The organism is Stenotrophomonas sp. Y-13, assembly GCF_046267925.1.
Classification (GTDB): Bacteria; Pseudomonadota; Gammaproteobacteria; order Xanthomonadales; family Xanthomonadaceae; genus Stenotrophomonas; species Stenotrophomonas acidaminiphila_A.
Genome location: NZ_CP176501.1, coordinates 3,212,363 through 3,236,516, shown reverse-complemented (window position 1 = coordinate 3,236,516; position 24,154 = coordinate 3,212,363). Strand labels below are relative to the sequence as shown.

Here is a 24,154-nt window from a genome sequence, read left to right as displayed (position 1 = left end):
GAAGGCGCCTTCGCAAGGGAACAAAGGCGCGATCCACAGGCCCATGTCAGGCTCATGAAACGTGGATGACGGAAATCATGCACAGACGAACCTGACTGAAATGTTTGCAGGAAGCGGCATGGCGCACGCCGCGACACCGCGTCCATCAGCGGCCTGGATTCCCGTGTGCAGGGCATGCGCGCACCGCGCACACACCGCGCCGACGCGTGCGTTTACCGGTGTGCAATGACGCACGGTATCCGCGCGGTGACGCGACCACGCAGGGGTCAGCGGTGCCCGCGTTCCTCGCGCGCCCGTGCACGGGTACGGCGGTCGAACAGCAGCGCGCTGACGATCAGGCCCAGGCCGATCACCACGCCGACCAGGAACAGCAGCATCGCGAACGCCGGGTAGCCGAACAGCGAGAAGCGGCTGGGCACGCGCATCAGCAGCACCGACGACAGCAGCAGCGCGGCGGTGATCAGGCCGGCGGCGATGCGGTTGGCGACTTTCTGGATGTTCTCCATCAGCCGCGATTCCTCCAGCCCGGTGACCTTCATCTGCAGCCGGTTCTCGGCCACCAGGCTGAGGATGTCGGACACCCGCCGCGGGCCGGTGCGCAACAACTGCTGCAGTTCCATCGCCTCGCTGGCGACGTTGGCCATCGACAACGACTTGACCAGACGCGCGCGCATCACGTGCTGCAGCTGGCGCTCGACCACGCTGCGTGTATCCAGCTCCGGTGCCAGCAGCCGGCACGCCCCTTCCAGGTTGAGCAGCGCCTTGCCCAGCAGGCTCAGCTCCGGCGGCGTGCGCAGGTCGCAGGCGGTGGCGATGCGCACGATCTCCAGGACCACGCGGCCCTCGGACAGGGTGTCGTTGGCGGCATAGCGGGCAATCATCTGCCCGGTCAGGCGCAGGTAGCGCTCCTCGTCGTAGTCCTCCAGGCGCGTGCTGATGCCGATGATTTCGTCGGCCACTTCCTCGCCACGCCCGTCCACCGCCGCGAACAGCACCTTGAGCAGCCGTTCGCGCAGGCGCGGCGGCACGTGCGCGACCATGCCCAGGTCGAACACCGCCAAGCGCTGGTCGTCGGTCACCCGCAGGTTGCCCGGATGCGGGTCGGCATGGATCTCGCCGTGCACGAAAATCTGGTCCAGGTAGCCGCGTACCAGCGCCGCGGCCAGTGGCTGCATCGACTGCTCGGTGCGGCGCACCGGCGGGATCGCGTCCACGCGCACGCCATGCACCAGTTCCATGGTCAGCACCCGCCGCCGGCACAGGTCCCACAGCGGCTGCGGCACCCACAGCTCGGGATATGGCGCCAGGTGCTGGCCGAAGCGCGCCAGGTTCGCCGCCTCCGCTTCGTAGTCCAGCTCCATGCGCAGGGTGGTGGCAAACTCGTCCAGCCAGTCGGCGAAGCGCACGCGGCGGCCGACCCGGGTCAGGTGATCGGCGGCGCTGGCAAAGCTGCGCAGCACCGCGATGTCCGAGCGCAGCTGCGCGGCGACATCGGGCTTCTGCACCTTGATCGCCACTTCGCGGCCATCGTGCAGCACCGCGCGATGGACCTGGGCGATGGAAGCGCAGCCCAGCGGCTCCGGGTCGAACACGGCGAACAGCTTGCCGACCGGCGCCTGCAGCTCTTCCTCTATCACCGCGCGCACCTGCTCGACCGGGATCGGCGCGACCTGCTCCTGCATGCGCTCCAGCGCGGCCACGTACTCCAGCGGGATCATGTCCGGGCGCGTGGACAGCACCTGGCCGAGCTTGACGAAGGTCGTCCCCAATGCCTCCAGGTCGGCCACGAACTGCGCCGGATCGGCATCATCGGGCAGCCGGGTGTTGCGTGGTGGCTCGCCGTCCAGCTGCAGCCCGGAAAATACCCCCGAATTGCGATAGCGCAGCAGCAACCGCAGGATCTGCTGGCGCCGGCTCATGCTGCCGACGGTGGTGGGCGCGGCCGGATCTTGTTTCGCTGCGGTCAAGGCGTTCTCCCGTACGGCATGGCCTGGCAGTGTCACCGGCGGCCGGTGGTCGCCGGGTGAACGTGGCGGGCATGTCGCGCGGCGCCGCGATGCGGGACAATCCCGAAGTCCCCAACACTCACGGTGCCCCATGGCTGGAGCCGGCCTGTTCGCCCTGCTCGACGATATCGCGACCCTGCTCGACGACGTTTCCATCCTCACCAAGGTCGCGGCCAAGAAGACCGCCGGCGTGCTTGGCGACGACCTGGCGCTCAACGCGCAGCAGGTCACCGGGGTCAGTGCCGCGCGCGAACTGCCGGTGGTCTGGGCGGTGGCCAAGGGCTCGCTGCTCAACAAGGCGATCCTGGTGCCGGCGGCGCTGGCGATCAGCGCATGGCTGCCGTGGGCGATCACGCCGCTGATGATGCTCGGCGGTGCCTTCCTGTGTTACGAGGGCGTGGAAAAGCTGGCGCACAAGTTTCTGCACGGCAAGGAAGACGCGCAACGCCACACCGAGCGCATCCAGGCGCTGGCCGATGCCGAGGTGGACATGGTCGCCTGGGAAAAGGACAAGGTGCGCGGCGCGATCCGCACCGATTTCATCCTCTCGGCCGAGATCATCGTGCTGTCGCTGGGCGTGGTGGGGCACGTGCCGTTCCTGCAGCGGGTGCTGGTGCTGGCGGCCATCGCCCTGGCGATGACGGTGTTCGTCTACGGACTGGTCGCAGGCATCGTCAAGCTCGACGACATCGGCCTGTGGCTGCTGCGTCGCGGCCGTGCCGCCGCCGCGCTGGGCCGCGGCATCCTGCGCGCCATGCCGTGGTTGATGCGTGGCCTGTCGATCGCCGGCACCGCGGCGATGTTCCTGGTGGGCGGCGGCATCCTCGTGCACGCGATACCGGCACTGGACCACTTGGTGGTGGGCTGGATTCCGTCACCGTCCTGGGAGATCGCGGCCAACGCGCTGGGCAGCGTGGTGGTCGGTATCCTGGTCGGCGCGCTGGTGCTGGCGGCGGTGAGCGGGGTGCAACGCCTGCGGAGCGGCAAGTCGGCGCATTGAGCCTCACATGTCCCGCCGGATGAGGATGTCGCAGGGCGCCATCTCGATGGCGCTTCTCGGGTGCGTGACGTCATGCTTGCCTCGAGCATCTGCAACACCCTCCTGCGCGTGGCCGAGCGGGCGTGGCGGAATGCGTGCAGCAGGCGTCGTTCGACCGGATCGTCGACCAGCTTGGCGTCGGCGACGGAGCAAACTCATCGCGTTCGTGGCGCACCACTTGCGTTGATGCTCTGATGCGATTGATCGCGCTTTCCCTCTGACATCAGCAAGCGCGGGCTGCTGGGTTTGCGCTCATCGAGGGCGGGCCAGGATTGCCGGGCGCCGCGGTTGGTGCTTTTGGCGGTATCTGCCTGCGGGGATCAACGCTGCAGTCAATGGTGGTAGCCGGGTCAGCCCGGGTACTGCGGATGTTGGCGTGATCAGTATTGGTGCCACGGTCGGTGAAGCCGGTGACGCGGGCGTTGCCGGGTGCTTCAATGCGACGGTGACGACCGCTACGGCGCCGGCACCATTGAATGCCAGGATCAGTAGACCCGGCATCTCCGGCCATCCTCACCAGAAAGTTGGCTGTTTGACTGCTACGCAATGTGGGAAATGCAGGGTATGGACATCTACATGACGTGGTTGGCGGTAGTGAGCTGCGTCCTTGTCGTTGGTTTCGCAGCGAGGGGCGCCAGGTCTTTTGGAAAGCTTGGCGCGATTGGCGGGAGTGTGGTTTCGCGTTATTCGCGTGCGGTGCGGTGGCTGGTCGTCGGGTGCTATGTTGGATTTGTTGTTCTTACATTCCTGATGATGCGGGTTCTGGATGATCAGGCCGGGGCGTATGACAGGGCGATAATGGCGCTGGTGTATCTCTTTTTTGCTCTTGCGGTCAGTTTGGTCGTCAATACCAGGTTGGTAGTGCTTGATGACTGCTTCGTGCGTATTGACTTCCTCGGGAATCGGATGCGCTTCCATGGAAGGGATGTTGAATTGGTCACGGTCAATCGCAGGAATGGCGGGTTGTATCGGGTCAGGCTGCGGAAGGGCGGATTCTTCATTTCCCGGAGGATGGAGAATGTGGAGGAGGTCGTGCGGTGCTTGCGGGGAGGAAGCTAGGTGCCAGGGATGCCGGACTGTTTGGGTGTTGGATGGGGGAACGGGACTTGGTAGGTTTCATGGCCTCTTGTCATGCGCCACGGCAAGTCTCCCCGGGTATCCCATGAACCGCTCTCCGGTGGGCAGAAGCAGCGCATCATCCTGGCGCGTGCGCTGTACCGGCAGCCGAAGCTGCTGTTCCTGGACGAGGCGACCAGCCACCTGGACGTGGGCAACCAGCAGTTGGTGAATGCGGCGATCCGGCGGCTGGACGTCACCCGCGTGATCGTCGCCCATCGCCCGGAAACCATCGCCAGCGCTGATCGCGTGCTGGTGATGGAGCAGGGAAGGATCGTGCAGGAGCTGCGCCCGCAGGCTCCGCGGAGCGCGGAGGCGGTGGAAGCCGAAGCAGCAGCGATGCCGGTGTAGCAGGGCGTATCCGTGCATGAAGATGACGATGCCTCATGTACACATGCCTGCCCGCAATGGTGGCGGCCGGATGGCGATGCGTGCGCATGCCGTTGGGGCAGGCGAGGGACGACCTGGGGCGATGCTGTCAGTTTCGACAGTTGCGCCCACAAGCGCGTTCCGGCTCAAATCGTCAGGTTTGCGGCGCATGCGCGCCTTGCAGTGAATGCCGGCGGTGTACGGGCCGGCGTGTCGTGTCGATCATCAGACAAGGGAAATGATGCTGAAACTGTCTTCCTGCGCCCTGGGCGTGGCACTTTCGTTTGCGTTGATGCCGGCGGTATACGCCAAGGGCGAGTCGGCGACGCTGCCGCGGGCCGTGACGGCCGGGCCGTGCATCGAGGGGATCTGCGAGTACCGCCTGCCCAATGGACTGCGGGTGCTGCTGTTCCCGGATGCGAGCAAGCCCACCGTCACCGTCAACCTGGTCTACGGCGTGGGCTCGATGCAGGAGAACTACGGTGAGACCGGCATGGCGCACCTGCTGGAGCATCTGCTGTTCAAGGGCACGCCGAAGCATCCGGACATCCCCGGCGAGATGCAGCAGCGCGGGGTGAGCAAGAACGCCACGACCTCGCTGGACCGCACCAATTACTTCGCCTCGTTCCCGGCCAACGACGACACGCTGGACTGGCTGCTCGGGCTGGAGGCGGACCGCATGGTCAATTCCAGGGTGGCCAAGGCCGATCTGGACAGCGAAATGACCGTTGTCCGCAACGAGATGGAAGCCGGCGACAACAATCCCGCCGGCGTGCTGATGAAGCGCATGCGTTCGGTCGCCTACGACTGGCACAACTACGCCAACCTGCCCATCGGTGCGCGATCGGACGTGGAGAACGTGCCGATCGGCAACCTGCAGGCGTTCTACCGCACCTGGTACCAGCCGGACAACGCGCTGCTGATCGTGGCCGGCCGCATCGACGCCGACAAGGCGCTGGCGCGCGTGGCCGCGCATTTCGGGCCGCTGAAGAAGCCGGCGCGCGTGCTGCCGGCGTTCCATACCGTCGAGCCGACCCAGGACGGCGAGCGCGAGGTGACGGTGCGCCGCAGCGGCGACCTGTCGCTGGTGGCCACCACCTACCACGTGCCGGCGCTGGCGCAGGCCGACAGCGCGGCGCTGGCGGTGCTGGGCAACGTGCTCGGGCATACGCCCAGCGGGCGCCTGCACAAGGCGCTGGTGGAAACCAAGCTGGCGGCGGGCGCGGGAGCCGGCAGCATGAGCATGCGCGATCCGGGGTTGTTCAACGTGATCGCGGTGCTGCCCAGGGACGGCGACGCGGCCAAGGCCGAAGCCGAGCTGCTGCGGCAGGCCGAAGCCATCGCGGCCCGGCCGGTGACCGGGGAGGAAGTGGAGGCGGCCAAGCAGCGCATCGCCAACGACCAGGAAAACCTGCTCAACAACGTCAACGCGGTGGCAATGGCGTTGTCGGAGTACCAGGCGGCCGGCGACTGGCGCCTGCTGTTCGTGCAGCGCGACGCCATCGCCAAGGTGACGGCCGCGGACGTCAACCGGGTGGCGGCGGCATACCTTAAGCCGAGCAACCGCACGCTGGGCCGGTTCGTGCCCACCGATGCGCCGGACCGCGCCGAGGTTCCCGCCGCGCCGGCGATCGCCAGCGTGGTCGACGGTTACACCGGCCGGGCGGCGGTTGAGGCGGGCGAGACGTTCGAGGCGACGCCGCAGAATATCGCCGCGCGCACGCGGACGTTCACCCTGGGCGAGGGCCTGAAGGTGTCGCTGCTGCCGCGCCGGACGCGCGGGCAGACGGTCACCGTCAATGCCAGTTTCGAGTTCGGCAACGAACAGGCCGCCACCGGGCGCGACACCGCCGCGCAGTGGGTGGGATCGATGCTGCTGCGCGGCGCGGCGGGGCTGAGCTACGAACAGCTCGTCGCCCGCTTCGACGCGCTCAAGACCGAGGCGTCCATCGGCGGCAACCTGCAGGGCGCGCAGATCCGCCTGAGCGGCAAGCGCGAAACCCTGGCCGAGGCGCTGGCACTGGCCGCGCAGGTGCTGCGCCAGCCGGACTTCCCGCAGGACCAGTTCGAGCAGCTGCGGCTGCAGGCCATCACCGGGATCGAGGCGCAGCGCAAGGAGCCGGGCATGCAGGCGTCGATGGCGATGGCGAGGTACTTCGATCCGTGGCCGGCGGGCCATCCGCTGCACGCCGATTCGCTGGACGAGTCGCTGGCCAAGCTCAAGGCGTTGAAGCTGGACGACTTGCGCGCCTGGCACCGCGATTTCTACGGGACCGCCAGTGGCCAGATCAGCGTGGTGGGCGACTTCGATCCCGACGCGGTGAAGGCGCAGCTGCAGGAACTGTTCGCCGGCTGGAAGTCGCCGGTGCCTTACGCGCCCATCGCCACGCGCTACCAGCCGCGCGCCGCGCACCGCGAGAGCTTCACCACGCCGGACAAGCCCAACGCGGTGCTGCTGGCGCGGCAGAACCTGTCGCTCAACGTGGCCGACGCCGACATGCCGGCGCTGAGCATCGCCGTGGACATCCTGGGCGGCGATCCGCTCAAGTCGCGCCTGGCCGACCGCATCCGCCAGCGCGAAGGCCTGAGCTACGGCGTGAGCGCCGGCCTGCGCGCGGACGACAGCCGCGTCGGCCGCGACGACAACGGCAGCCTCACCGTGCAGGCCATCGCCGCGCCGCAGAACATGGGCAAGGTCGAGACCGCATTGCGCGAGGAGCTGGCACGGCTGGTGGCCGACGGGGTGACCGCGCAGGAAGTGCGCGATGCGGTGGCCGCGCGCATCGTGCAGCGCGAACAGTCGCGCGCCAGCGATGCCGCGGTGGCCGGCCTGCTGCAGGGCCTGCTCGATTACGACCGCACCATGGCGTTCGTGATCGAGCGCGACGCGGCCTACCAGGCGCTGACGGTCGAGCAGGTCAATGCCGCCATCCGCAAGCACCTCAAGCCGGAGAGCCTGAGCGTGTTCGTGGCCGGCGACTTCAAGTAACGCCGCTTCAGGCAAAAGGATGCCGGGGCGGCCATGTGCCGCCCCGGTCGTATCGATGGAAGCGCGTCCGCGGGGCCGCGGTCCGCGTCGGCGGCAGGGTCAATCGGCGTTGCCGACCCGGTCGCGACCGGCCTGCTTGGCCGCGTAGAGCGCGCGGTCGGCGCGCTGCAGCAGGGCGTCGGCGGATTCGCCCGGGCGCCATTGCGCGACGCCAGCGCTGAAGCGCACGTGCACGCGCTGGCCCTCGTGCTGGAACGGGCGGTGGGCCAGTGCTTCCTGCAACCGCCGCAGCTGCGCGTCGGCCTGCTCCTGGGGCATGCCGGGCAGGACCAGCACGAACTCATCGCCGCCGAGGCGGGCGACCTGGCCGTGGCTGCCCAGGCGGGTCTGCGCGGTCGCCACCAGGTGGCGCAGCGCATGGTCGCCACCGGCGTGGCCATGGTCGGCGTTGGTGCGGCTGAAGTGGTCCAGGTCCAGCATCGCGATGCTGAGCAGCGGCTGCGCGCCACCCATCGCTTCGGCCAGGACGTCCTGCAGGCCCCGCCGGTTCAGCGCGCCGGTCAGCGGGTCGGTGCGCAGCTGGCTGCCGGCTTCCTCCAGCTCGCGCTCGAGCTGCTGCACCCGCTGTTCGGCGGCCAGCGCCTCGGCGCGCGCGCTGGCCAGGCGGTCGCGCGCGCGCAGCGCCTGCGCCTGCACGCGCGCGGTGTCCTGCAGTACGTTCTGCAGCAGCTGGCCCAGGTCGGCCAGGCTGCGCGCCTGGCGCACCGCCACCGCGTAGCTGGCGATGCGGTCGTGGTAATCGCCGGTTTCCGAGGCCATGCCTTCGACCTGCTCGACGAAGTCGACCATCAGGTCCTTCATCGCCGCCTTGGATTCCTCGATGCCCTGGCGCAGCACGCCCTGGCGGTAGATCACCTCGCGCAGGTCGTTGCGGGTGCGTTCCAGCGAGATGCGGTCCAGCGGCCCGGCCAGCACCTGCCGCACGTTGCCGATCTGGCCATGCAGCCAGCTGCCGCCGTCGATCAGCTCGGCGATGTTGTGCAGCAACAGGTCGAACAGGTTGAGCAGCAGGTCGTGCTGCTCGTGCAGGACATCGTTGCGCACGCCCACCTGGTGGCACAGCTCGCGCAGGTGCTGTTCCACCGGTTCCAGCGATTGCCCGGATTGCCAGCCGCGCAGTTCCTCGCCCATGCGCCGTGCCTGGGTCTCCAGTTCCGGCGCCTGCTGCAGCAGGCTGGACAGCACCGCGCCGAGGGTGTTGCGCAGCATGTCGCGCAGCCGCTCGGCTTCGCTGTTGCCGGCCTGCGCCGGTTCCAGGTCGATGGTGCGGATGTACTTGTCGATCAGCTGGCGCAGCAGGCGGCCGTAGCGTTCCCATTCCTGGCCGTCGTTGGCGCTCTGCAGCAGCCGCCCGAGATCGCCGAGCTCCCCGGGCAGGCTGGACATGCCCTGGGCGAACGCGTGCAGCAGCGCATCGGGCGCGTGGGCGTGGCCGAAGATCCCCTGCAGCGGCGTCGTGCCGTGGCCGTGCGCGGCGGCTTTCGGCGCCGGCGCGGCCGCTGCCGGGGCGCCGGCCATGACCTGGCGGCGTGACAGGATGCGTCCCAGTCCGGCAGGCTTGGAGGGCGGAATGTCGGTGCTGTCGGCCATCGCGAGGCGGTTCCGGACGGGCTGTGCGGACGGGCCGCGGGCGGGGGATCGATGTCCCCCATTATCGGCGAGGCGGATGCCGGCTTGAGCTGCCGGGCAGAGGAGGAGCGGGATGCGCGTACTGCTGGCCGGAGCGACCGGCCTGGTGGGGTCTCAGGTGCTGCAGCGGCTGCTGGCCGATACCCGCTGCACGGCGGTGGTGGCACCGGTGCGGCGGCCGTTGCCGCTGCAGCATCCACGGCTGTCCGCCCCGTTGCTGGATTTCGACGCGCCGCCGCTGCAGGCGCCCTGGTGGCAGGTGGATGCGGCGATCTGCACGCTGGGCTCGACCCTGAAGCAGGCCGGCTCGCGGCAGGCGTTCGCGCGCATCGACCATGGCTACCCGCTGGCCATCGCCCGCGCGGTGAAGATGCACGGCTGCACGGTGTTCGCGCTGAATTCGGCGATGGGCGCCAACCCGCGCTCGGCGTTCTTCTACAACCGGGTCAAAGGCGAACTGGAGCGCGACCTGCGCGCACTGGGGTTCGCGTCGCTGGCGCTGGTGCGGCCGGGGCTGATCGGCGGCGCGCGCTCCGAGCCACGCCCGGGCGAGCAGGCGGCGGCGCGGGTGCTGGGTGCGCTGGGGCCGGTACTGCCGCGCGCATGGCGCATCAACCCGGCCGGGCGCATCGCCGCGGCGCTGGTGGAGGCGGCGCTGGCGCCGGCGCCGGGGGTGCGGGTGATCGGCTCGGCGCAGCTGGCATAGCCGCCGCGCGCCGGGAGCGGCCGCGCTCAGGCCGGCAGCGACTGGCCGCCATCCACCGCCAGCACCTGCCCGGTGATCCAGCGGGCGGCGGGCGAGCACAGGAACACCGCGGCCGCCGCCACGTCGGCAGGGTCGCCGAAGCCACCGAACGGAATCCGGTCGCGGACGCTGGCGTACAGCGCCGGTTCGGAGGTGCGGCGCTGGTCCCACAGGCCGCCGGGGAACAGGATCGAGCCGGGGGCGATGGCGTTGACGCGGATGCGCTCGCGCGCCAGCTCGGTGGCCAAGGTGACGGTGTAGTAGTCCAGCGCGGCCTTCGCGGTGGAGTAGGCGGTCGCGCGCGGGGTCGGCACGCGCGCATTGATCGAGCTGACGTTGAGGATGGCCGGCATCGTGCTGCGCCGCAGGTATGGCAGCGCCAGGCGGTTGCTGCGCACCGCGGCCATCAGGTCGATGTCGAAGCCGGCCTGCCAGCTGGCGTCGTCGTTGCCGTTGCCAAACCCGGAGGCATTGTTGACCACGATGTCGATGCCGCCGAGCGCGGCGGCGGCGGCCTCGATCCAGGCTTCGATCTGTGCCGGGTCGGCCAGGTCGCAGGCGTGCACGTGGACGTGGGCGTGGGCGGCAGTGGCCTGGAGTGCTTCCCGTGCGTGCTGCAGGCCGTCGTCGCCGCGTGCGCACAGGCCCAGGCGCGCGCCGTGCCGCGCGAACGCGGTGGCGATGGCCAGGCCGATGCCACGGCTGCCGCCGGCGATCAGGACGCGGGCATCGCGCAGTGGGTGAACCGTCATCGTGGCGTCTTCCGCGGGAACCGGTGGGTATTGTCGCCGCAAAGGCCGCGGTTCACGGCCAGGTCGTGGCCGGCTGCCCGTTGTCGGGGTGCTGCATGCGCACCACGCAGAAACGGTGGCCGGTCGGCGCTTCCATCACCCACCAGCGCTTGACCAAGCCGATGCGGCGCGCGCCCAGCGCTTCCAGCCGGTCGGCTTCGGCGTCGATGTCGTCCGCTTCGATGTCCAGGTGCACGCGCGGGGGATGGCTGACGCGCTGCACTTCCACGTGCAGGCCGCCGGGGGCGCCGGACAGTTCGGCGTACTGCGCGCCGTCGGTGTCGGTCTCGGGGGTGCGCGGTGCCAGCCCCAGCGCGGCGCTCCAGAAGCGGGCGGCGGTGCCGGCGTCGGTGTCCTGGCAGTCGATGATGAAGCCGGCCAGGCGGCTGCGGTGGGCCATGCGCGTGCTCCTGCGGTGGGAACCGCGAGCTTACGCCCCTGCCATGGGCGGGTGCGTGGTGGCGGTGGCCCGCGCCGGCCCACCGAGCCGCCACGCGGCGCCGCACAGCACGCCATAGACCAGCCATTCGGCCAGCCGTTGCAGCAGCCCGCGCCAGGCCTGCAGTTCGGGCAGGGCCATCAGCACGAACAGCAGCAGCCAGCTGGCCGCCAGCCCGGCCCACAGCAGGCGGATGCGGGCCGGCAGTCGTGGCGCGGTGGCCAACAGCAGCAGGCCCAGCGCGGTTCCGCCGTAGGTGAGCATGCCCAGCAGGGTGTGCAGTTGCTGGTCGAGACTGCCGGTCGCCGGGCAGCCGAGATCGCAGGGCGCCAGCGCCGAGCCGATCCAGGCCAGTGGTTCGCACATCAGCAGCCAGTAGCCGAGCCGGCTGGCGCCACGGACCGGCGCCAGCCGCGCGCAGGCCAGCAGCAGCCAGGCGGCGAGCAGGCCCACCGGAACGAAGCCGGCCAGGCTGATCAGCCGCGCATGCGCGCTGCCGCTGGCGCCCAGTTCGCTGATGTACTGGGCCATGTGCGAATAACCGGGCTTGAGCAGCGCGCCGCCGAACAGCATGCCGAGGTAGGCGAGCACCAACAGCGGCACGATCCGGCGCGGGTGGGACATGGCGGCCGCGGGGTGGGTGCCGGAGGCCGGATCAGCGCGCTGCGCTGGCCAGGAACAGCTCGACCTTGCCGCAGGACGGGCAGGCATGCAGGTCGAACGCCTCGCGGTTCACCAGCAGTTCGCCGAGGTTGCCGAGCAGGAACGGCAGCGCCTGCGAGCCCTCGTGGAAGCGCTTGCGTCCGGCGAACACCATCGGCGTGCCGGGGCAGCGCAGGCAATCGATCAGGCGCGGCGGCCGGGCCGCCGGATCGGCGTTGTCGGGGCGGAAGTCCGGGTCCGCGCTGCCATCGACGCGGGTGCCGCAGTTCCAGCACTGCTCGAACGTGTCTTCGTTGCTTTCCCTGCAGTGGCTACAGATCCAATGGGTCATGGTCACGCCTGTCCTGTGCGATGCGCGCATCGTAGCGTGACCCGGGGCGTCGTGGTGACCGGCGCGCGGGCCGCGCCAGGGTAAGCGGCCGGGCGCATCGCCGGCGGTGCCCGCCGCGGTCGCGGGCGTTGTCGCCATCGAGTACGGAAAAAAAGCCCGCATTGCTGCGGGCTCAAGTTCTGCTGCAAAGCGTTCGCCCGGGGGCGCTCAGTGCGGCCGCGCCAGATCGTCGATCAGCACGCGCAGGAAGCGCGCGGCCTCGCCGCCGGTGCAGGCGCGGTGGTCGAACGTGACCGACAGCGGGATGACCTTGTGGGTTTCCACCCCGCCCATCACCGGCGTCACCTGGAAGCGGGCGCGCCCGGCGGCGACGATGGCCACGCACGGCGGCACCACCACCGGGGTGGCATAGCGGCCGGCGAACATGCCGAAGTTGGACAGGCTGATGGTGTAGCCGCTCAGTTCCGACGGGGCGATGCTGCGCTCTTCCACCTGCTGGCGCAGGCGGTTGATGCCTTCGCGCACGCCGCGCGCGTCGAGCATGTCGGCGTTGCGCAGGGCCGGCACGAACAGGCCGTCGTCGGTGTCCACGGCAATGCCGATGTCCACCTGCGCGTGCAGGGTGCGGGTGAGGGTGTCGCCATCGAACCAGGCGTTCATCGCCGGCACCGCCTGGCAGGCGGCGACGATGCCGCGCACCAGTCGCGAGGTCATGTCGTTGCCCGGTGCCCAGGCATGGATGTCGGCATCGTCGGTCAGCGTGGTCGGCACGACCTTGCTGTGCGCGTCGGCCATCACCCGCGCCATGTTGCGGCGCACGCCCTTGAGCGGCTCCGGCTGGCCCTTGGCGACCACGCCCGGGGGCGCGGTGCGCATCGGCCTGCCGGCGGCGGACAGCGGCGTGCGTGCGGCATCGGCACGCACGGCCGGCGCCGGCGCGGCGGCCTGGACCGCCTGCGGTGCCGCTGCCGGCGCGCTGCCGACCTTGGCGGTGCCGGCCTCGGCGGCCTGCTTCACGTCGCTCATCGTCACCGCGCCGTCGGCGCCGGTGGCACGCACCCGCGCCAGGTCCACGCCGAGCTTGCGCGCCATCGCGCGCACCGCCGGCACCGCCTTGACCCCGCCCACGGCCACGGCCTGTTCGGTGTGCACGGCGTTGGAGCTGACCATCGCCCCGACCACGGTGCCTTCATCGGCACGTTCGGCGGCAGCGGGAGCCGGCGCCGCGACAGGCGCGGGCGCCGCAGCGGCCGGTGTCGGTGCCGGTGCCGGTGCGCCGTGGTGGTGGCCGGTGTCCTGGCCTTCGGCGCGCTGCGGCAGGTTCGGATCGATCTCGAACTGGGCCAGCATGTGCCCGGTCACCACGATGTCGCCGGCGCCGCCGGCCAGCTTCAGCACCTTGCCGGAGACCGGCGACGGCACTTCCACCACCGCCTTGGCGGTCTCCATCGACACCAGCGGCTCGTCCAGCTTGATCACGTCGCCTTCCTTGACGAACCACTCCACGATGGTCGCGTCCGGCAGGCCTTCGCCCAGGTCGGGCAGGTTGAAGTTCTTGGTCTGGCTCATTTCAGGGGGTTTCTTCCAGTAGTTCCAGGTCGCGTGCCGGCAGCCAGCCGAGCGCACCATTGGCGCGTTCGGCCCACCACCAGCCACCGTGTTCGTGATGCAGTCGCACCATCTCGCCGCTGTCCACGTCCAGCTCCTGCGCGGTGTAGTCGCGCAGCGCCTCGGCGCGGCCGTCGCCGAGCACGCGCAGCCACGCCACCGGCGCCCAGCCGGCGCGGTTGTCGGCGGTGCGCACCCAGGCGAAGTCCGGCCATTCCTCGTCGCGCACGCCGAGCTCGACGATCTCCCCGGCGTGGAAACGCAACGGCACCGGGTACTGGCTGCGGTAGGCGTTGAGCAGTCGCGCGCGCATGTCAGCCGGCCGCCACCGCGCGCCTTGCCGCCGCCACGATCCGCTCCACGCTCGGCAGGTACTTCATTTCCAGCCGGAACAGCGGGATGTGGGTGTCGTAGCCGGTGACGCGCTCGACCGGCGCCAGCAGGTCGTACATCGACTCCTCGGCCAGGCGCGCGGCGATTTCGGCACCGAAGCCGGCGGTCTTGGGCGCTTCCTGCACGATCACGCAGCGGCCGGTCTTGGCCACCGACTCGGCGATGGTGGCGAAGTCCAGCGGGCGCAGCGTGGCGACGTCGATGACCTCGGCGCTGATGCCTTCGCCGGCCAGCTTGTCGGCCGCTTCCAGCGCTTCCTTGACCTGCGCGCCCCAGGCCACCAGGGTCACGTCGGTGCCGTCGCGCAGCACGAAGCACACGTCCAGCGGCAGCGCCTCGCCGTCGTTGGCGACCACTTCCTTGTACTGGCGGTAGATGCGCTTGGGCTCCATGTAGATCACCGGATCCGGCTCGCGGATCGCCGCCAGCAGCAGCCCATAGGCGCGCTGCGGGCTGGACGGCAGCACCACGCGCAGGCCCGGCACGTTGGTGAAGATGGCCTCGTTGGCCTCGCTGTGGTGTTCCGGTGCGCGGATGCCGCCGCCCCACGGCACGCGCAGCACCATCGGGCAGTGCAGGCGGCCGCGGGTGCGGTTACGCATGCGCGCGGCGTGGCAGATGATGTGGTCGACCATCGGGTAGACGAAGCCGTCGAACTGCGCTTCGGCCACCGGCTTCATGCCCTGCACGGCCAGGCCGACGGTGAGGCCGGCGATGGTGGTCTCGTCCAGCGGGGTGTCGAGCACGCGCTGCGCGCCGAACTTCTGCTGCAGGCCGGCGGTGGCGCGGAACACGCCGCCGTTGACGCCCACGTCCTCGCCCAGCACCAGCACCGACGGGTCGTGCTCCATTTCCCAGGCCAGCGCCTGGGTCACGGCTTCGATCAGGGTGATGGGGGTGGCGGTCATGGGGGTCTCTCCGCTGGCGCCGGTCGCGCCGTGGTCGCTGGCAAGGTCGTGGCCGGCCGGGACGCCGGTGCTGCGCTTGATGTCATCCATGGCGCTGCTCCAGGGCGATGGCCGCGGCGCGCTGGGCCAGCAGGTCCGGCGGCGGGTCGGCGTACAGGTGGTCGAACATGGCTTCCACCGGCTGCACCGGGCAGTTGAGGTAGGCATTGACCTCCTCGTCCACGCGCGCGCCGCATTCGGCGATCCAGTTCTTTTCTTCTTCCTCGCTCCACACGCCCTGCGCGGTCAGGTACCTGCGCAGGCGGATCAGCGGCTCCTTCAGCCACGCGGCCTTGACCTCGGCGTCGTCGCGGTAGCGGCGCGCGTCGTCGGCGGTGGTGTGGTCGGACAGGCGGTAGGTGAGGAACTCCAGCACGGTGCCGCCCTGGCCGGACAGGGCGCGCTCGCGCGCCTGTTCCATCGCCGCCAGCACCGCGATCAGGTCGTTGCCGTCCACCTGCAGGCAGAACAGGCCGCCGGCCAGGCCCTTCTGGGCCAGGGTCTGGGCGCCGGTCTGGGCCGAACGCGGCACCGAGATCGCCCAGCCGTTGTTGACCACGCACAGGATCAGCGGCAGCTGGTAGGCGCCGGCCGAGTTCACCGCGGCGTAGAAGTCGGTCTTGGAGCTGCCGCCGTCGCCGCACACGGTCACCGCCACCTGCGGCTTGCCCTGCAGCTTGAACGACAGCGCCGAGCCGGCCGCGTGCAGGCACTGGGTCGAGATCGGCACGCAGATCGGGAAGTCACGCGCGGCGTCGCTGTCGCGGTCGTAGTCGCTGCCGCGCTCGTCGCCGCCCCAGTACATCAGCACGTCGCGCGGGCGCACGCCGCGCATGAACATGGCGCCGTACTCGCGGTAGCTGGGGGCGAACACGTCGCCGGGCTTCATCGCCGCGCCGATCCCGACGTGGGCCGCTTCATGGCCCAGGCAGGAGGCGAAGGTGCCGAGCTTGCCGGTGCGCTGCAGGGCCACGGCCTTGGTGTCGAACACCCGGGTGGCCAGCATCTGCCGGAACAGGGGCAGCAGCGCGCGCGGATCGCGCAACGAGGCCGGCAGGTCGTCGCGTACCAGGGTGCCTTCGGCATCCAGGTACTGCAGGTAGTCGATGTGGAACTGGGCGGAAACCGTCATTGCAGCAACACCTTGGACAGATGGTTTCAAATGATAGGAATTGCGCATGGTAAGGAATCGGGCGGGAAAAGCCGTCCTGCGCCGCAGCACGAAATCCGTGCGCCGGCCCATGGGCGGCCGCCGCGGCACGTGGATCCAACGCATTCAGCCAGCCGCCGCGGCCACCGGCCGATTGTCGCGCCGGTTGCAATCGCAAGTGTTCGCTTTCCGTTTGCGCGGGCAGCGGCCGCCGCCCGGGCCGGGTTACCCTTTGCGCCCCACGCAGATGGCAAGGCCGATGACCGTAGAACAGAACCAGCGTGAGCTCGAAGCCGGCATCCACACCGACCTGCACGGCCGGCTCACCTATGGCGGCTACCTCTGCCTGGACCGGCTGCTGTCGGCGCAGCAGCCGTTGTCCAGCCCGGCGCACCACGACGAGATGCTGTTCATCATCCAGCACCAGACCTCGGAGCTGTGGCTGAAGCTGCTCGACCATGAACTGCGCGCGGCCATCGGCTTCCTGCAACGCGACCAGGTCTGGCAGTGCCGCAAGGTGCTGGCGCGCGGCAAGCAGGTGCTGCGCCAGCTGACCGAGCAATGGTCGGTGCTGGAAACCCTGACCCCGTCCGAGTACCTGGGCTTCCGCGACGTGCTCGGTCCGGCCTCCGGGTTCCAGTCGCTGCAGTACCGCTGCATCGAGTTCCTGCTGGGCAACAAGAACGCGGACATGCTGGCGGTGTTCGACTACGACCCGGAGGGGCAGGGGCGGCTGCGCCGGACCCTGGAGGCGCCGAGCCTGTACGAGGAGTTCCTGCGCTACCTGGCGCGCTTCGGCCATGCGCTCCCGCCGGAGTATGCCGGCCACGACTGGACCCGCCCGCATGTCAGTGATCCGGCGCTGCGGCCGGTGTTCGAGCGCATCTATCAGGACACCGACCGCTACTGGCGCGAGTATTCGCTGTGCGAGGACCTGGTGGACCTGGAGTCGGCGTTCCAGCTGTGGCGCTTCCGCCACATGCGCACGGTCATGCGGATCATCGGCTTCCGCCGCGGCACCGGCGGCTCCAGCGGCGTGGGCTTCCTCAAGCAGGCGCTGGAACTGACCTTCTTCCCGGAGCTGTTCGAGGTGCGCACCAGCATCCGCGGCGACACCGGGCCGGCCCCCGCCGGCGCCTGAAACGCCAGCGTATTCAGCATGTTGCGCGCGGCCGCCGGCGGTCACGGCCGCTGCCGGCGGCGCGCGGCCCGGGCCGCGGGCGCGGCGCTTGTGGATTTGACGTGAAGCCGGCGCTTCGGTGATCCTCGCGCGTCGTGCCGATTCCGGCCGACTTCCTTTGCATCATCTGCCCAACGAATCACTCAGGGGGAAACCCAGCATGAGCGCTGCCGCGCCGAATTCCGCATCCACCCCGGCGCCCGTGCCGGAGTTCAAGAACCTCCTCGGCCACCCGCGTCCGCTGTGGATGCTGTTCATGACCGAGTTCTGGGAACGCTTCGCGTTCTACGGCATCCGCTGGGCGCTGGCGCTGTACATCGTCGCCCAGTTCGCCGAGAGCCAGGCCGGGGCCAGCAAGCTCTACGGCGCCTATCTGGCGCTGGTCTACGCGGCGGCGCTGTTCGGCGGTTTCGTCGCCGACCGCATCATCGGCTACCAGCGCTCGATCCTGATCGGCGCGGCGGTGATGTCGCTGGGCCTGTTCCTGATCGCCATTCCCGACGACCGCGTGTTCCGCATCGGCCTGGCCACGATCATCGCCGGCAACGGCCTGTTCAAGCCCAACATCTCCAGCATGGTCGGGCAGCTGTACGGCATCAATGATTCGCGCCGCGACTCGGGCTTCACCATCTTCTACATGGGCATCAACGCCGGCGCGCTGGTCGCCCCGGTGCTGACCGGCATCCTGGCCGACAAGCTGTTCGGCACCGAGGCCATGCCGGCCTACAAGTACGTGTTCATCGCCTCGGGCATCGGCATGCTGATCAGCCTGGTGTGGTTCTGGATCGGCCGCCGCCAGCTGGGCAGCGTCGGCGCGGCCCCGGCCGGGGCGGGCATTGGCCGCACCATCGCGGTGCTGGTCGGCGCGCTGGTCGCGGTGCCGGTGGCCTATGGCCTGCTGACGATCGACGCCGGCATCCTCGGCTGGATCCTGGGCGCGCTGTTCACCGCGCTGTGCGTGATGATCCTGGTCGAGGGCATCCGCGAGGGCAAGGTGGCGCGCGACCGCTCCATCGCCATGCTGATCATCTTCGTGTTCAACGTGCTGTTCTTCATGTTCTTCGAACAGGCCGGCAGCTCGTTCAACTTCCTGGCGCAGAACATCGTCGACCGCGACCTGGCGGGCTGGATCTTCCCGATCGGCTGGTTCCAGTCGGTGAACTCGGTGGCCATCCTGGCGCTGGGCCCGATCTTCGTGTGGCTGTGGACCGCGCTGGGCAAGGCCAACCCGTCGATCCCGCGCAAGTTCGGCCTGGGCCTGATCTTCAACGGCCTGGCCTTCCTGCTGCTGATGTACGCGCTGTCCTCGCTGGTCGACGACGCCGGCAAGATCCCGTTCTGGACCCTGTTCATGGTCTACGTGATCCAGACCGTGGGCGAGCTGTGCCTGTCGCCGATCGGGCTGTCGATGACCACCAAGCTGGCCCCGCTCAAGGTCGTCGGCCTGGCGATGGGCGGCTGGTTCCTGTCCACCGCCATCGGCAACAACCTGTCGGGCATCTTCGCCGCGGTGGTCAGCGGTGAAAGCGGCATGACCGTCGAGTCGGCGCTGAAGGGGTATACCTTCGGCTTCTGGTCGCTGCTGGGCGCCGGCGTGCTGCTGTTCCTGATCGCGCCGCTGGTGCAGAAGCTGATGCATGGCGTGAAGTGAGGAAACGACGATGAAGCGGATGTCCGGTGGAATATCCCTGCTGCTGGCGGCGCTGCTGGGGGGCTGTGCGCAGCCACCGGCACCGCCGGCGGAGAAGGTGCAGCCGCTGGATACCTCCGAACAGAAGGCGCCGGTGGCCGATACCAGCCAGCCGGTCGCCTCGGGCAATACCCCGGCCGCGGCGGATATCGCCGCCGTGGCCGCGCTCAACGCGCAGTTCGATCCCGCGCGCGACCCGGTCGCCGACTTGGAGACGGCCAAGGTCGAGGCCCAGCGCGGCGGCAAGCGGATCGTGCTGGACGTGGGCGGCGAGTGGTGCTCCTGGTGCCACCTGATGGACGCCTTCATGGAAGGCGACTCGGAGATCCGCCGCTTCCGCGACGCGCATTACGTGTGGATGAAGGTCAACTACAGCGAGGACAACGAGAACGCGGCGTTCCTGTCGCGCTTCCCCGCCATCACCGCCTACCCGCACCTGTTCGTGCTCGACGCCGAGGGCCAGCTGCTGCATTCGCAGTTCACCGGCGAACTGGAGAAGGGCAAGGGCTACGACCGCGCCCGCTTCTTCGCGTTCCTCAAGCAATGGGCGCCGCCGGCCACGCCCTGAGCAGGGCGCGGACGAGGCAAGCGACGGCGCCGCAGGGCGCCGTTTTCGATCCACACTTCATTTCCGTGGCCAGCGGCCGCTAACGGGAGCATTCGCTTGCTCGCCGGGGCCGATTGCCGATGTCGCTTCCTTCCGATGCCACCCCCGAAACCAGCGTCCCGGCCGCCGCCGGGGCGACGGGCACGGGCCTGCCCACGGTGGACGCGCTGATGGACGAGCAGCCACCCGCCGATACCGATGCCGATGCGCCGGCGCCGCGCTACCGGCTGCCGCAATCGGCGGTGCCGCCGACCATCATGCTGCAGGCCGCGGTGGCGCGGCTGGTGGAGCAGAAGGAGCGCATCGACCGGCTGGCCCGCGAAGGCCTGCTCGACGGCCTGTTCCCCGCCGAGTGGAGCGCGGTGCCGGGCAACGAGCTGCGCGCGTTCGTCGCCTCGGTGGTGCCGTTCGCTTCGGACAGCGTGCGCGGCGAGACCGTCGCCGCGCGGGTGCCGTTGAAGTACCTGCTGGGCCAGTCGCATCGCTGGGGCAGGGATGACGTCGCCGAGCCCCGTTCGCTGAGTGCGTTCCTGGCCAGCGACGAACGCGCCGCCGCGGGCGCGGCCGATGCGGCCGAGGTGATGCTGCTGGGGCCGCTGGGGCTGGGCTGGGCCCAGGTCGGCCGCAGCCGGGTCGGCTTCCTGCGTGCGATGGGGGCCGAGTCGCTGGCCGCGCGGGTCACCGCGTTGCCGTACCCGGCGCCGGAACAGCTGGCGCTGTACCAGGTGAGCGTCGCCGGCGCCACGCAGGTCTGGTGCGTGCTGGACAACCGCAGGCTGCGCGCGCTGTCGGCGCCATCGCTGAGCGTCCCGTTGTTGACCGCCTACGGCGTCGTCGCGCCACAGGCGTGGCCGGCGCAATGGCCCGATCCGGTCGAGGTGGATGCCGAACTTGGCCTGGCCAGGGCTGGCAAGGGGGCCCATGAGGTTGACCTGGTCAGGCTGGTGGACAAGATCCAGCGCAGCCGGGCCGGCGAGGCCTGGAGCAGCGCGAGCCTGATGCAGCTGCATACCTGGGTGCCCCGCTGGCGCTTCTTCCTGGCCTCGTTCATCGGCCTGCCGGCGGCACTGCTGCTGATCGCGGCGCTGGCCCTGCCCGGCCGCGTCGAGGCCGCGGCGGTGGCGGCGGCGCTCGGCTTCGCCGGTGGCGCCATTGCCGCGCTGGCCGCGCCGTGGATCTACGCGCGCCGCAAGTTCCTGAGCTGAGCAGAGCGGTGGATGCGCAGCCTGCGCCGCATGGGCTGCACCGGGACCGTGTCCTGCCGGGCTTGCCCCGTCTCCACGGGAAAGGCCGCCAGGTGTCTCAATCCAGGGTCATCTGCGCCAGGCCGGCATCGGCCAGTCGGGTGATGAGCCGTTCCAGCACCTGCTCTTCTTCCTCGGTGAGCACCGACATCAGCTTGCGGGTGATCTCCATCACCATCGGCGCGACGGTCTCGTAGACCTCGAAGCCGGCCGCCGACAGCGCCAGCACCGAGCGGCGGCGGTCGTCGCCATGGGTCTCGCGGCGGATGAAGCCGCGCTCCAGCAGGCGCGCCACCGCGCGGCTCACCGCGACCTTGTCCATCGCCGTGCGTTCGGACACCTCGCTCGCCGAGGAGCCGGGGTACAGCGCCAGGATGGTGATCACGCGCCATTCCGGGATCGACAGGCCATAGCGCTCGCCGTACAGGCGCGCGATGTTGCCGCTGACCCGGTTGGACAGCACGCTGATGCGGTAGGGCAGGAACTGTTCTAGATCGAGCAGCACGTGCGAGGCACGGATGCTGGTGGACTTGCTGTAATCGGAAGCGCTCATGCTGCAGTGCACCTTGATGGTGGTTTCATGTGAAACTATAACCTTCGGTTCTGACCCGCGTTCGCCGCGTGTCTTCCTGTATTGCGCCGCCGGCTGCGGCGACGACCCACTTCCGGAGGCAACCCATGAACACCCACGTCCACGCCGCATCCAACGCGCCCAACCTGGGCATGCAGGTGACCACCTTCGAGAACCCGATGGGCATCGACGGTTTCGAGTTCGTCGAATTCGCCGCGCCGGCCGGTCAGGCCGCCGGGCTGCACGACTACTTCAGGAACATGGGATTCACTGCCGTGCTCCGCCATCGGCAGCGTGCTATTACCGTCTACCGTCAAGGCGGCGTCAACTTCCTGGTGAACGAGGAGCCGGATTCGTTCGCCGCCGACTTCGCCGCCAAGCACGGCCCGTGCGCCTGCGGTTTCGCCATCCGCTTCCGGAAGCCGGCCGCCGAGGTGCTGTCCGCGGCGCTGGGCAACGGCGCCGAGGAAGTGACCCTGCTGGCCGACACCCGCGCGGTGCCGGCGCCGGTGATCAAGGGCATCGGCGACTGCATGCTGTACCTGGTGGACCGCTATGGCGGGGCCGGCAGCATCTACGATGCGGACTACGTGCCGGTGGACGGCGCCGAGCAGGACCCGAAGGGCTTCGGCCTGACCTTCATCGACCACCTGACCCACAACCTGTACCTGGGCAACATGCAGAAGTGGTCGGATTACTACGAGCGCCTGTTCAACTTCCGCGAGATCCGCTACTTCGACATCAAGGGCGCCAAGACCGGCCTGGTGTCCAAGGCGATGACCGCGCCGGACGGCATCGTGCGCATTCCGCTCAACGAGTCGTCCGACCCGAAGAGCCAGATCAACGAGTACCTGGACGCGTACAAGGGCGAGGGCATCCAGCACATCGCCTGCTTCACCGACAACATCTATGACACCGTCGAGGCGATGCGCGCGCACGGCATCGAGTTCCTGGACACGCCGGACACCTACTTCGACGTGGTCGACCTGCGCATCCCCGACAATGGCGAGGACGTGCCGCGCCTGCGCAGGAACAAGATCCTGATCGACGCCGACCCGGAAACCAAGCAGCGCAAGCTGCTGCAGATCTTCACCCAGAACTGCATCGGCCCGATCTTCTTCGAGATCATCCAGCGCAAGGGCAACGAAGGTTTCGGTGAAGGCAACTTCCAGGCGCTGTTCGAGAGCATCGAGCGCGACCAGATCAAGCGCGGCGTGCTGTAAGCAAAGCGCTCCAGGCCCCTCTCCGGCAGGGAGAGGGCTCTGAAAACAGCAAACAGGCAGGCAGCTCCATGCTCAGCAACGATTATCAGACCGGTTTCGGCAACGAGTTCGCCACCGAGGCGGTGCCCGGCACCCTGCCGGTGGGGCGCAACTCGCCGCAGCGCGTGGCCCACGGGCTGTATGCCGAGCAGCTGACCGGCACCGCGTTCACCGCGCCGCGCGGCAGCAACCGCCGCAGCTGGCTGTACCGCATCCGCCCGGCGGCCATGCACGGCGAGTTGACCCCGTTCGCGCAGCCGTGCCTGCACGGCGATTTCAGCCACGCGGCGGTGTCGCCCAACCAGCTGCGCTGGAACCCGCTGCCGCTGCCGCAGGCGCCCACCGATTTCGTCGAGGGCCTGTACACCATGGGCGGCAACGGCTCGCCCGAGGCGCATGCCGGCGCCGCGATCCACCTGTACGCGGCCAACGCCGACATGCGCGGCCGCTACTTCTACAACGCCGATGGCGAGCTGCTGGTCGTGCCGCAGCTGGGCCGGCTGCGGCTGCGCACCGAGATGGGCGTGCTGGAGGTCGAACCGCAGCAGATCGCGGTGATCCCGCGCGGCGTGCGTTTCGCGGTGGAGCTGCCGGACGGGCAGGCGCGCGGCTATGTCTGCGAGAACTTCGGCGCGCTGCTGAAGCTGCCCGACCTCGGCCCGATCGGCAGCAACGGCCTGGCCAACCCGCGTGATTTCGAAACGCCGGTGGCCGCGTACGAGCACCTGGAGGGCGATTTCGAACTGGTTGCCAAGTTCCAGGGCCGGCTGTGGCGCGCCGCCATCGGTCATTCGCCGCTGGACGTGGTCGGCTGGCATGGCAACTACGCGCCGTACCGCTACGACCTGCGCCGCTTCAACACCATCGGCTCGATCAGCCATGACCATCCGGACCCGTCGATTTTCCTGGTGCTGCACTCGCCCAGCGACACGCCCGGCACCAGCAACCTGGATTTCGTGATCTTCCCGCCGCGCTGGCTGGTGGCCCAGGACACGTTCCGCCCGCCGTGGTTCCACCGCAACATCGCCAGCGAGTTCATGGGCCTGGTGCATGGCGCGTACGACGCCAAGGCCGAGGGCTTCGTGCCGGGCGGCTGCTCGATCCACAACTGCATGACTGGCCACGGCCCGGACGCGGCCACGTTCGACAAGGCCTCCGCCGCCGACCTGTCGCGCCCGGACGTGATCACCGACACCATGGCGTTCATGTTCGAGACCCGTGGCGTGATCCGCCCGACCGAGCAGGCCATCGCCGCCGCGCACCGGCAGCGTGACTACCAGGCCTGCTGGAGCGGGCTGCGCGACAACTTCGCGCCGCCGCGGTGA

20 protein-coding genes and 2 pseudogenes are annotated in these 24,154 nt (G+C 69.5%); 10 read left to right on the top strand and 12 right to left on the bottom strand.

The genetic code is table 11. The features are described from left to right. Positions 1 to 266: 266 nt before the first annotated feature. Positions 267 to 2,040 (bottom strand): annotated as a pseudogene (locus ACJ7VY_RS14660) (ABC1 kinase family protein). 57 nt (positions 2,041 to 2,097) lie between these two features. Between ACJ7VY_RS14660 and ACJ7VY_RS14655 the strand changes: the two are divergent. Beyond that, on the top strand, positions 2,098 to 3,006 hold the full coding sequence (locus ACJ7VY_RS14655; protein WP_409475926.1) for a DUF808 domain-containing protein: 909 nt from the start codon (positions 2,098 to 2,100) through the stop codon (positions 3,004 to 3,006). Between the two features lie 552 nt (positions 3,007 to 3,558). Here ACJ7VY_RS14655 and ACJ7VY_RS14650 read toward each other — a convergent pair. Then, a complete protein-coding gene (locus ACJ7VY_RS14650; protein ID WP_409475925.1) occupies positions 3,559 to 3,963 on the bottom strand; it encodes a hypothetical protein in 405 nt (134 codons plus the stop codon). Positions 3,964 to 4,215: 252 nt separating this feature from the next. Here ACJ7VY_RS14650 and ACJ7VY_RS14645 point away from each other — a divergent pair. Together ACJ7VY_RS14645 and ACJ7VY_RS14640 are read left to right on the top strand one after the other, a co-directional pair. Next, positions 4,216 to 4,512: pseudogene (locus ACJ7VY_RS14645) on the top strand (ATP-binding cassette domain-containing protein); the annotation flags it as partial. A 289-nt stretch (positions 4,513 to 4,801) separates the two neighbouring features. Further along, complete coding sequence (locus tag ACJ7VY_RS14640; RefSeq protein ID WP_409475924.1) at positions 4,802 to 7,519, top strand: M16 family metallopeptidase; 2,718 nt, start codon at positions 4,802 to 4,804, stop codon at positions 7,517 to 7,519. A gap of 99 nt (positions 7,520 to 7,618) precedes the next feature. Here the strand turns inward: ACJ7VY_RS14640 and ACJ7VY_RS14635 are convergent, their stop codons facing one another. Next, entirely contained in the window at positions 7,619 to 9,169 is a 1,551-nt protein-coding gene (locus tag ACJ7VY_RS14635) for a diguanylate cyclase domain-containing protein (RefSeq protein ID WP_409475923.1), read from the bottom strand. Between the two features lie 112 nt (positions 9,170 to 9,281). On the opposite strand from ACJ7VY_RS14635, the gene ACJ7VY_RS14630 reads away from it, so the two are divergent. Further along, positions 9,282 to 9,914 carry an NAD-dependent dehydratase gene (locus tag ACJ7VY_RS14630; RefSeq protein WP_161614931.1) on the top strand — a complete coding sequence of 211 codons (633 nt, stop codon included), beginning with the start codon at positions 9,282 to 9,284 and terminating at the stop codon, positions 9,912 to 9,914. Between the two features lie 26 nt (positions 9,915 to 9,940). On the opposite strand, the gene ACJ7VY_RS14625 is transcribed toward ACJ7VY_RS14630, so the two are convergent. The 8 genes from ACJ7VY_RS14625 to pdhA all read right to left on the bottom strand — a co-directional run bounded on the left by ACJ7VY_RS14625 (position 9,941) and on the right by pdhA (position 16,257). After that, positions 9,941 to 10,705 (bottom strand): SDR family NAD(P)-dependent oxidoreductase, encoded by a 765-nt coding sequence (locus ACJ7VY_RS14625; RefSeq protein ID WP_409475922.1) that lies wholly within the window; start codon positions 10,703 to 10,705, stop codon positions 9,941 to 9,943. 52 nt (positions 10,706 to 10,757) lie between these two features. Next, the gene (locus ACJ7VY_RS14620) at positions 10,758 to 11,144 is read right to left on the bottom strand and encodes a VOC family protein (RefSeq protein WP_240212403.1); all 387 of its coding nucleotides are present in this window, start codon (positions 11,142 to 11,144) and stop codon (positions 10,758 to 10,760) included. A gap of 30 nt (positions 11,145 to 11,174) precedes the next feature. Beyond that, entirely contained in the window at positions 11,175 to 11,807 is a 633-nt protein-coding gene (locus ACJ7VY_RS14615) for a DUF998 domain-containing protein (protein WP_409475921.1), read from the bottom strand. A 31-nt stretch (positions 11,808 to 11,838) separates the two neighbouring features. Beyond that, positions 11,839 to 12,177 (bottom strand): hypothetical protein, encoded by a 339-nt coding sequence (locus ACJ7VY_RS14610; protein ID WP_312345864.1) that lies wholly within the window; start codon positions 12,175 to 12,177, stop codon positions 11,839 to 11,841. Between the two features lie 207 nt (positions 12,178 to 12,384). Continuing rightward, positions 12,385 to 13,746 (bottom strand): dihydrolipoamide acetyltransferase family protein, encoded by a 1,362-nt coding sequence (locus ACJ7VY_RS14605; protein WP_409475920.1) that lies wholly within the window; start codon positions 13,744 to 13,746, stop codon positions 12,385 to 12,387. Between the two features lies 1 nt (position 13,747). Further along, positions 13,748 to 14,098: an SH3 domain-containing protein gene (locus ACJ7VY_RS14600; RefSeq protein ID WP_182335426.1), complete on the bottom strand. Its 351-nt coding sequence runs from the start codon at positions 14,096 to 14,098 to the stop codon at positions 13,748 to 13,750. A gap of 1 nt (position 14,099) precedes the next feature. Next, complete coding sequence (locus ACJ7VY_RS14595) at positions 14,100 to 15,086, bottom strand: alpha-ketoacid dehydrogenase subunit beta (protein ID WP_104940285.1); 987 nt, start codon at positions 15,084 to 15,086, stop codon at positions 14,100 to 14,102. A gap of 82 nt (positions 15,087 to 15,168) precedes the next feature. Further along, on the bottom strand, positions 15,169 to 16,257 hold the full coding sequence (pdhA, locus tag ACJ7VY_RS14590; protein WP_313248731.1) for a pyruvate dehydrogenase (acetyl-transferring) E1 component subunit alpha: 1,089 nt from the start codon (positions 16,255 to 16,257) through the stop codon (positions 15,169 to 15,171). A gap of 277 nt (positions 16,258 to 16,534) precedes the next feature. Between pdhA and ACJ7VY_RS14585 the strand changes: the two genes are divergently transcribed. The 4 genes from ACJ7VY_RS14585 (at position 16,535) to ACJ7VY_RS14570 (ending at position 20,957) form a co-directional block, all read left to right on the top strand. Beyond that, positions 16,535 to 17,416: a tryptophan 2,3-dioxygenase family protein gene (locus ACJ7VY_RS14585; RefSeq protein WP_312345852.1), complete on the top strand. Its 882-nt coding sequence runs from the start codon at positions 16,535 to 16,537 to the stop codon at positions 17,414 to 17,416. A gap of 199 nt (positions 17,417 to 17,615) precedes the next feature. Beyond that, positions 17,616 to 19,106, top strand: a complete 1,491-nt coding sequence (locus ACJ7VY_RS14580; protein WP_104939743.1) for a peptide MFS transporter — start codon at positions 17,616 to 17,618, stop codon at positions 19,104 to 19,106. Positions 19,107 to 19,125: 19 nt separating this feature from the next. Then, on the top strand, positions 19,126 to 19,713 hold the full coding sequence (locus ACJ7VY_RS14575; protein ID WP_409476821.1) for a thioredoxin family protein: 588 nt from the start codon (positions 19,126 to 19,128) through the stop codon (positions 19,711 to 19,713). A gap of 119 nt (positions 19,714 to 19,832) precedes the next feature. Beyond that, entirely contained in the window at positions 19,833 to 20,957 is a 1,125-nt protein-coding gene (locus tag ACJ7VY_RS14570) for a hypothetical protein (protein ID WP_313248730.1), read from the top strand. Positions 20,958 to 21,054: 97 nt separating this feature from the next. On the opposite strand, the gene ACJ7VY_RS14565 is transcribed toward ACJ7VY_RS14570, so the two are convergent. Continuing rightward, positions 21,055 to 21,549, bottom strand: coding sequence for a MarR family winged helix-turn-helix transcriptional regulator (locus ACJ7VY_RS14565; RefSeq protein WP_104939739.1), 495 nt, complete (start codon positions 21,547 to 21,549; stop codon positions 21,055 to 21,057). Positions 21,550 to 21,674: 125 nt separating this feature from the next. Here ACJ7VY_RS14565 and hppD point away from each other — a divergent pair, with 125 nt between their 5' ends. Further along, positions 21,675 to 22,790: a 4-hydroxyphenylpyruvate dioxygenase gene (gene hppD / locus ACJ7VY_RS14560; protein WP_409475919.1), complete on the top strand. Its 1,116-nt coding sequence runs from the start codon at positions 21,675 to 21,677 to the stop codon at positions 22,788 to 22,790. Between the two features lie 68 nt (positions 22,791 to 22,858). Continuing rightward, positions 22,859 to 24,154, top strand: a complete 1,296-nt coding sequence (gene hmgA, locus ACJ7VY_RS14555) for a homogentisate 1,2-dioxygenase (RefSeq protein ID WP_409475918.1) — start codon at positions 22,859 to 22,861, stop codon at positions 24,152 to 24,154.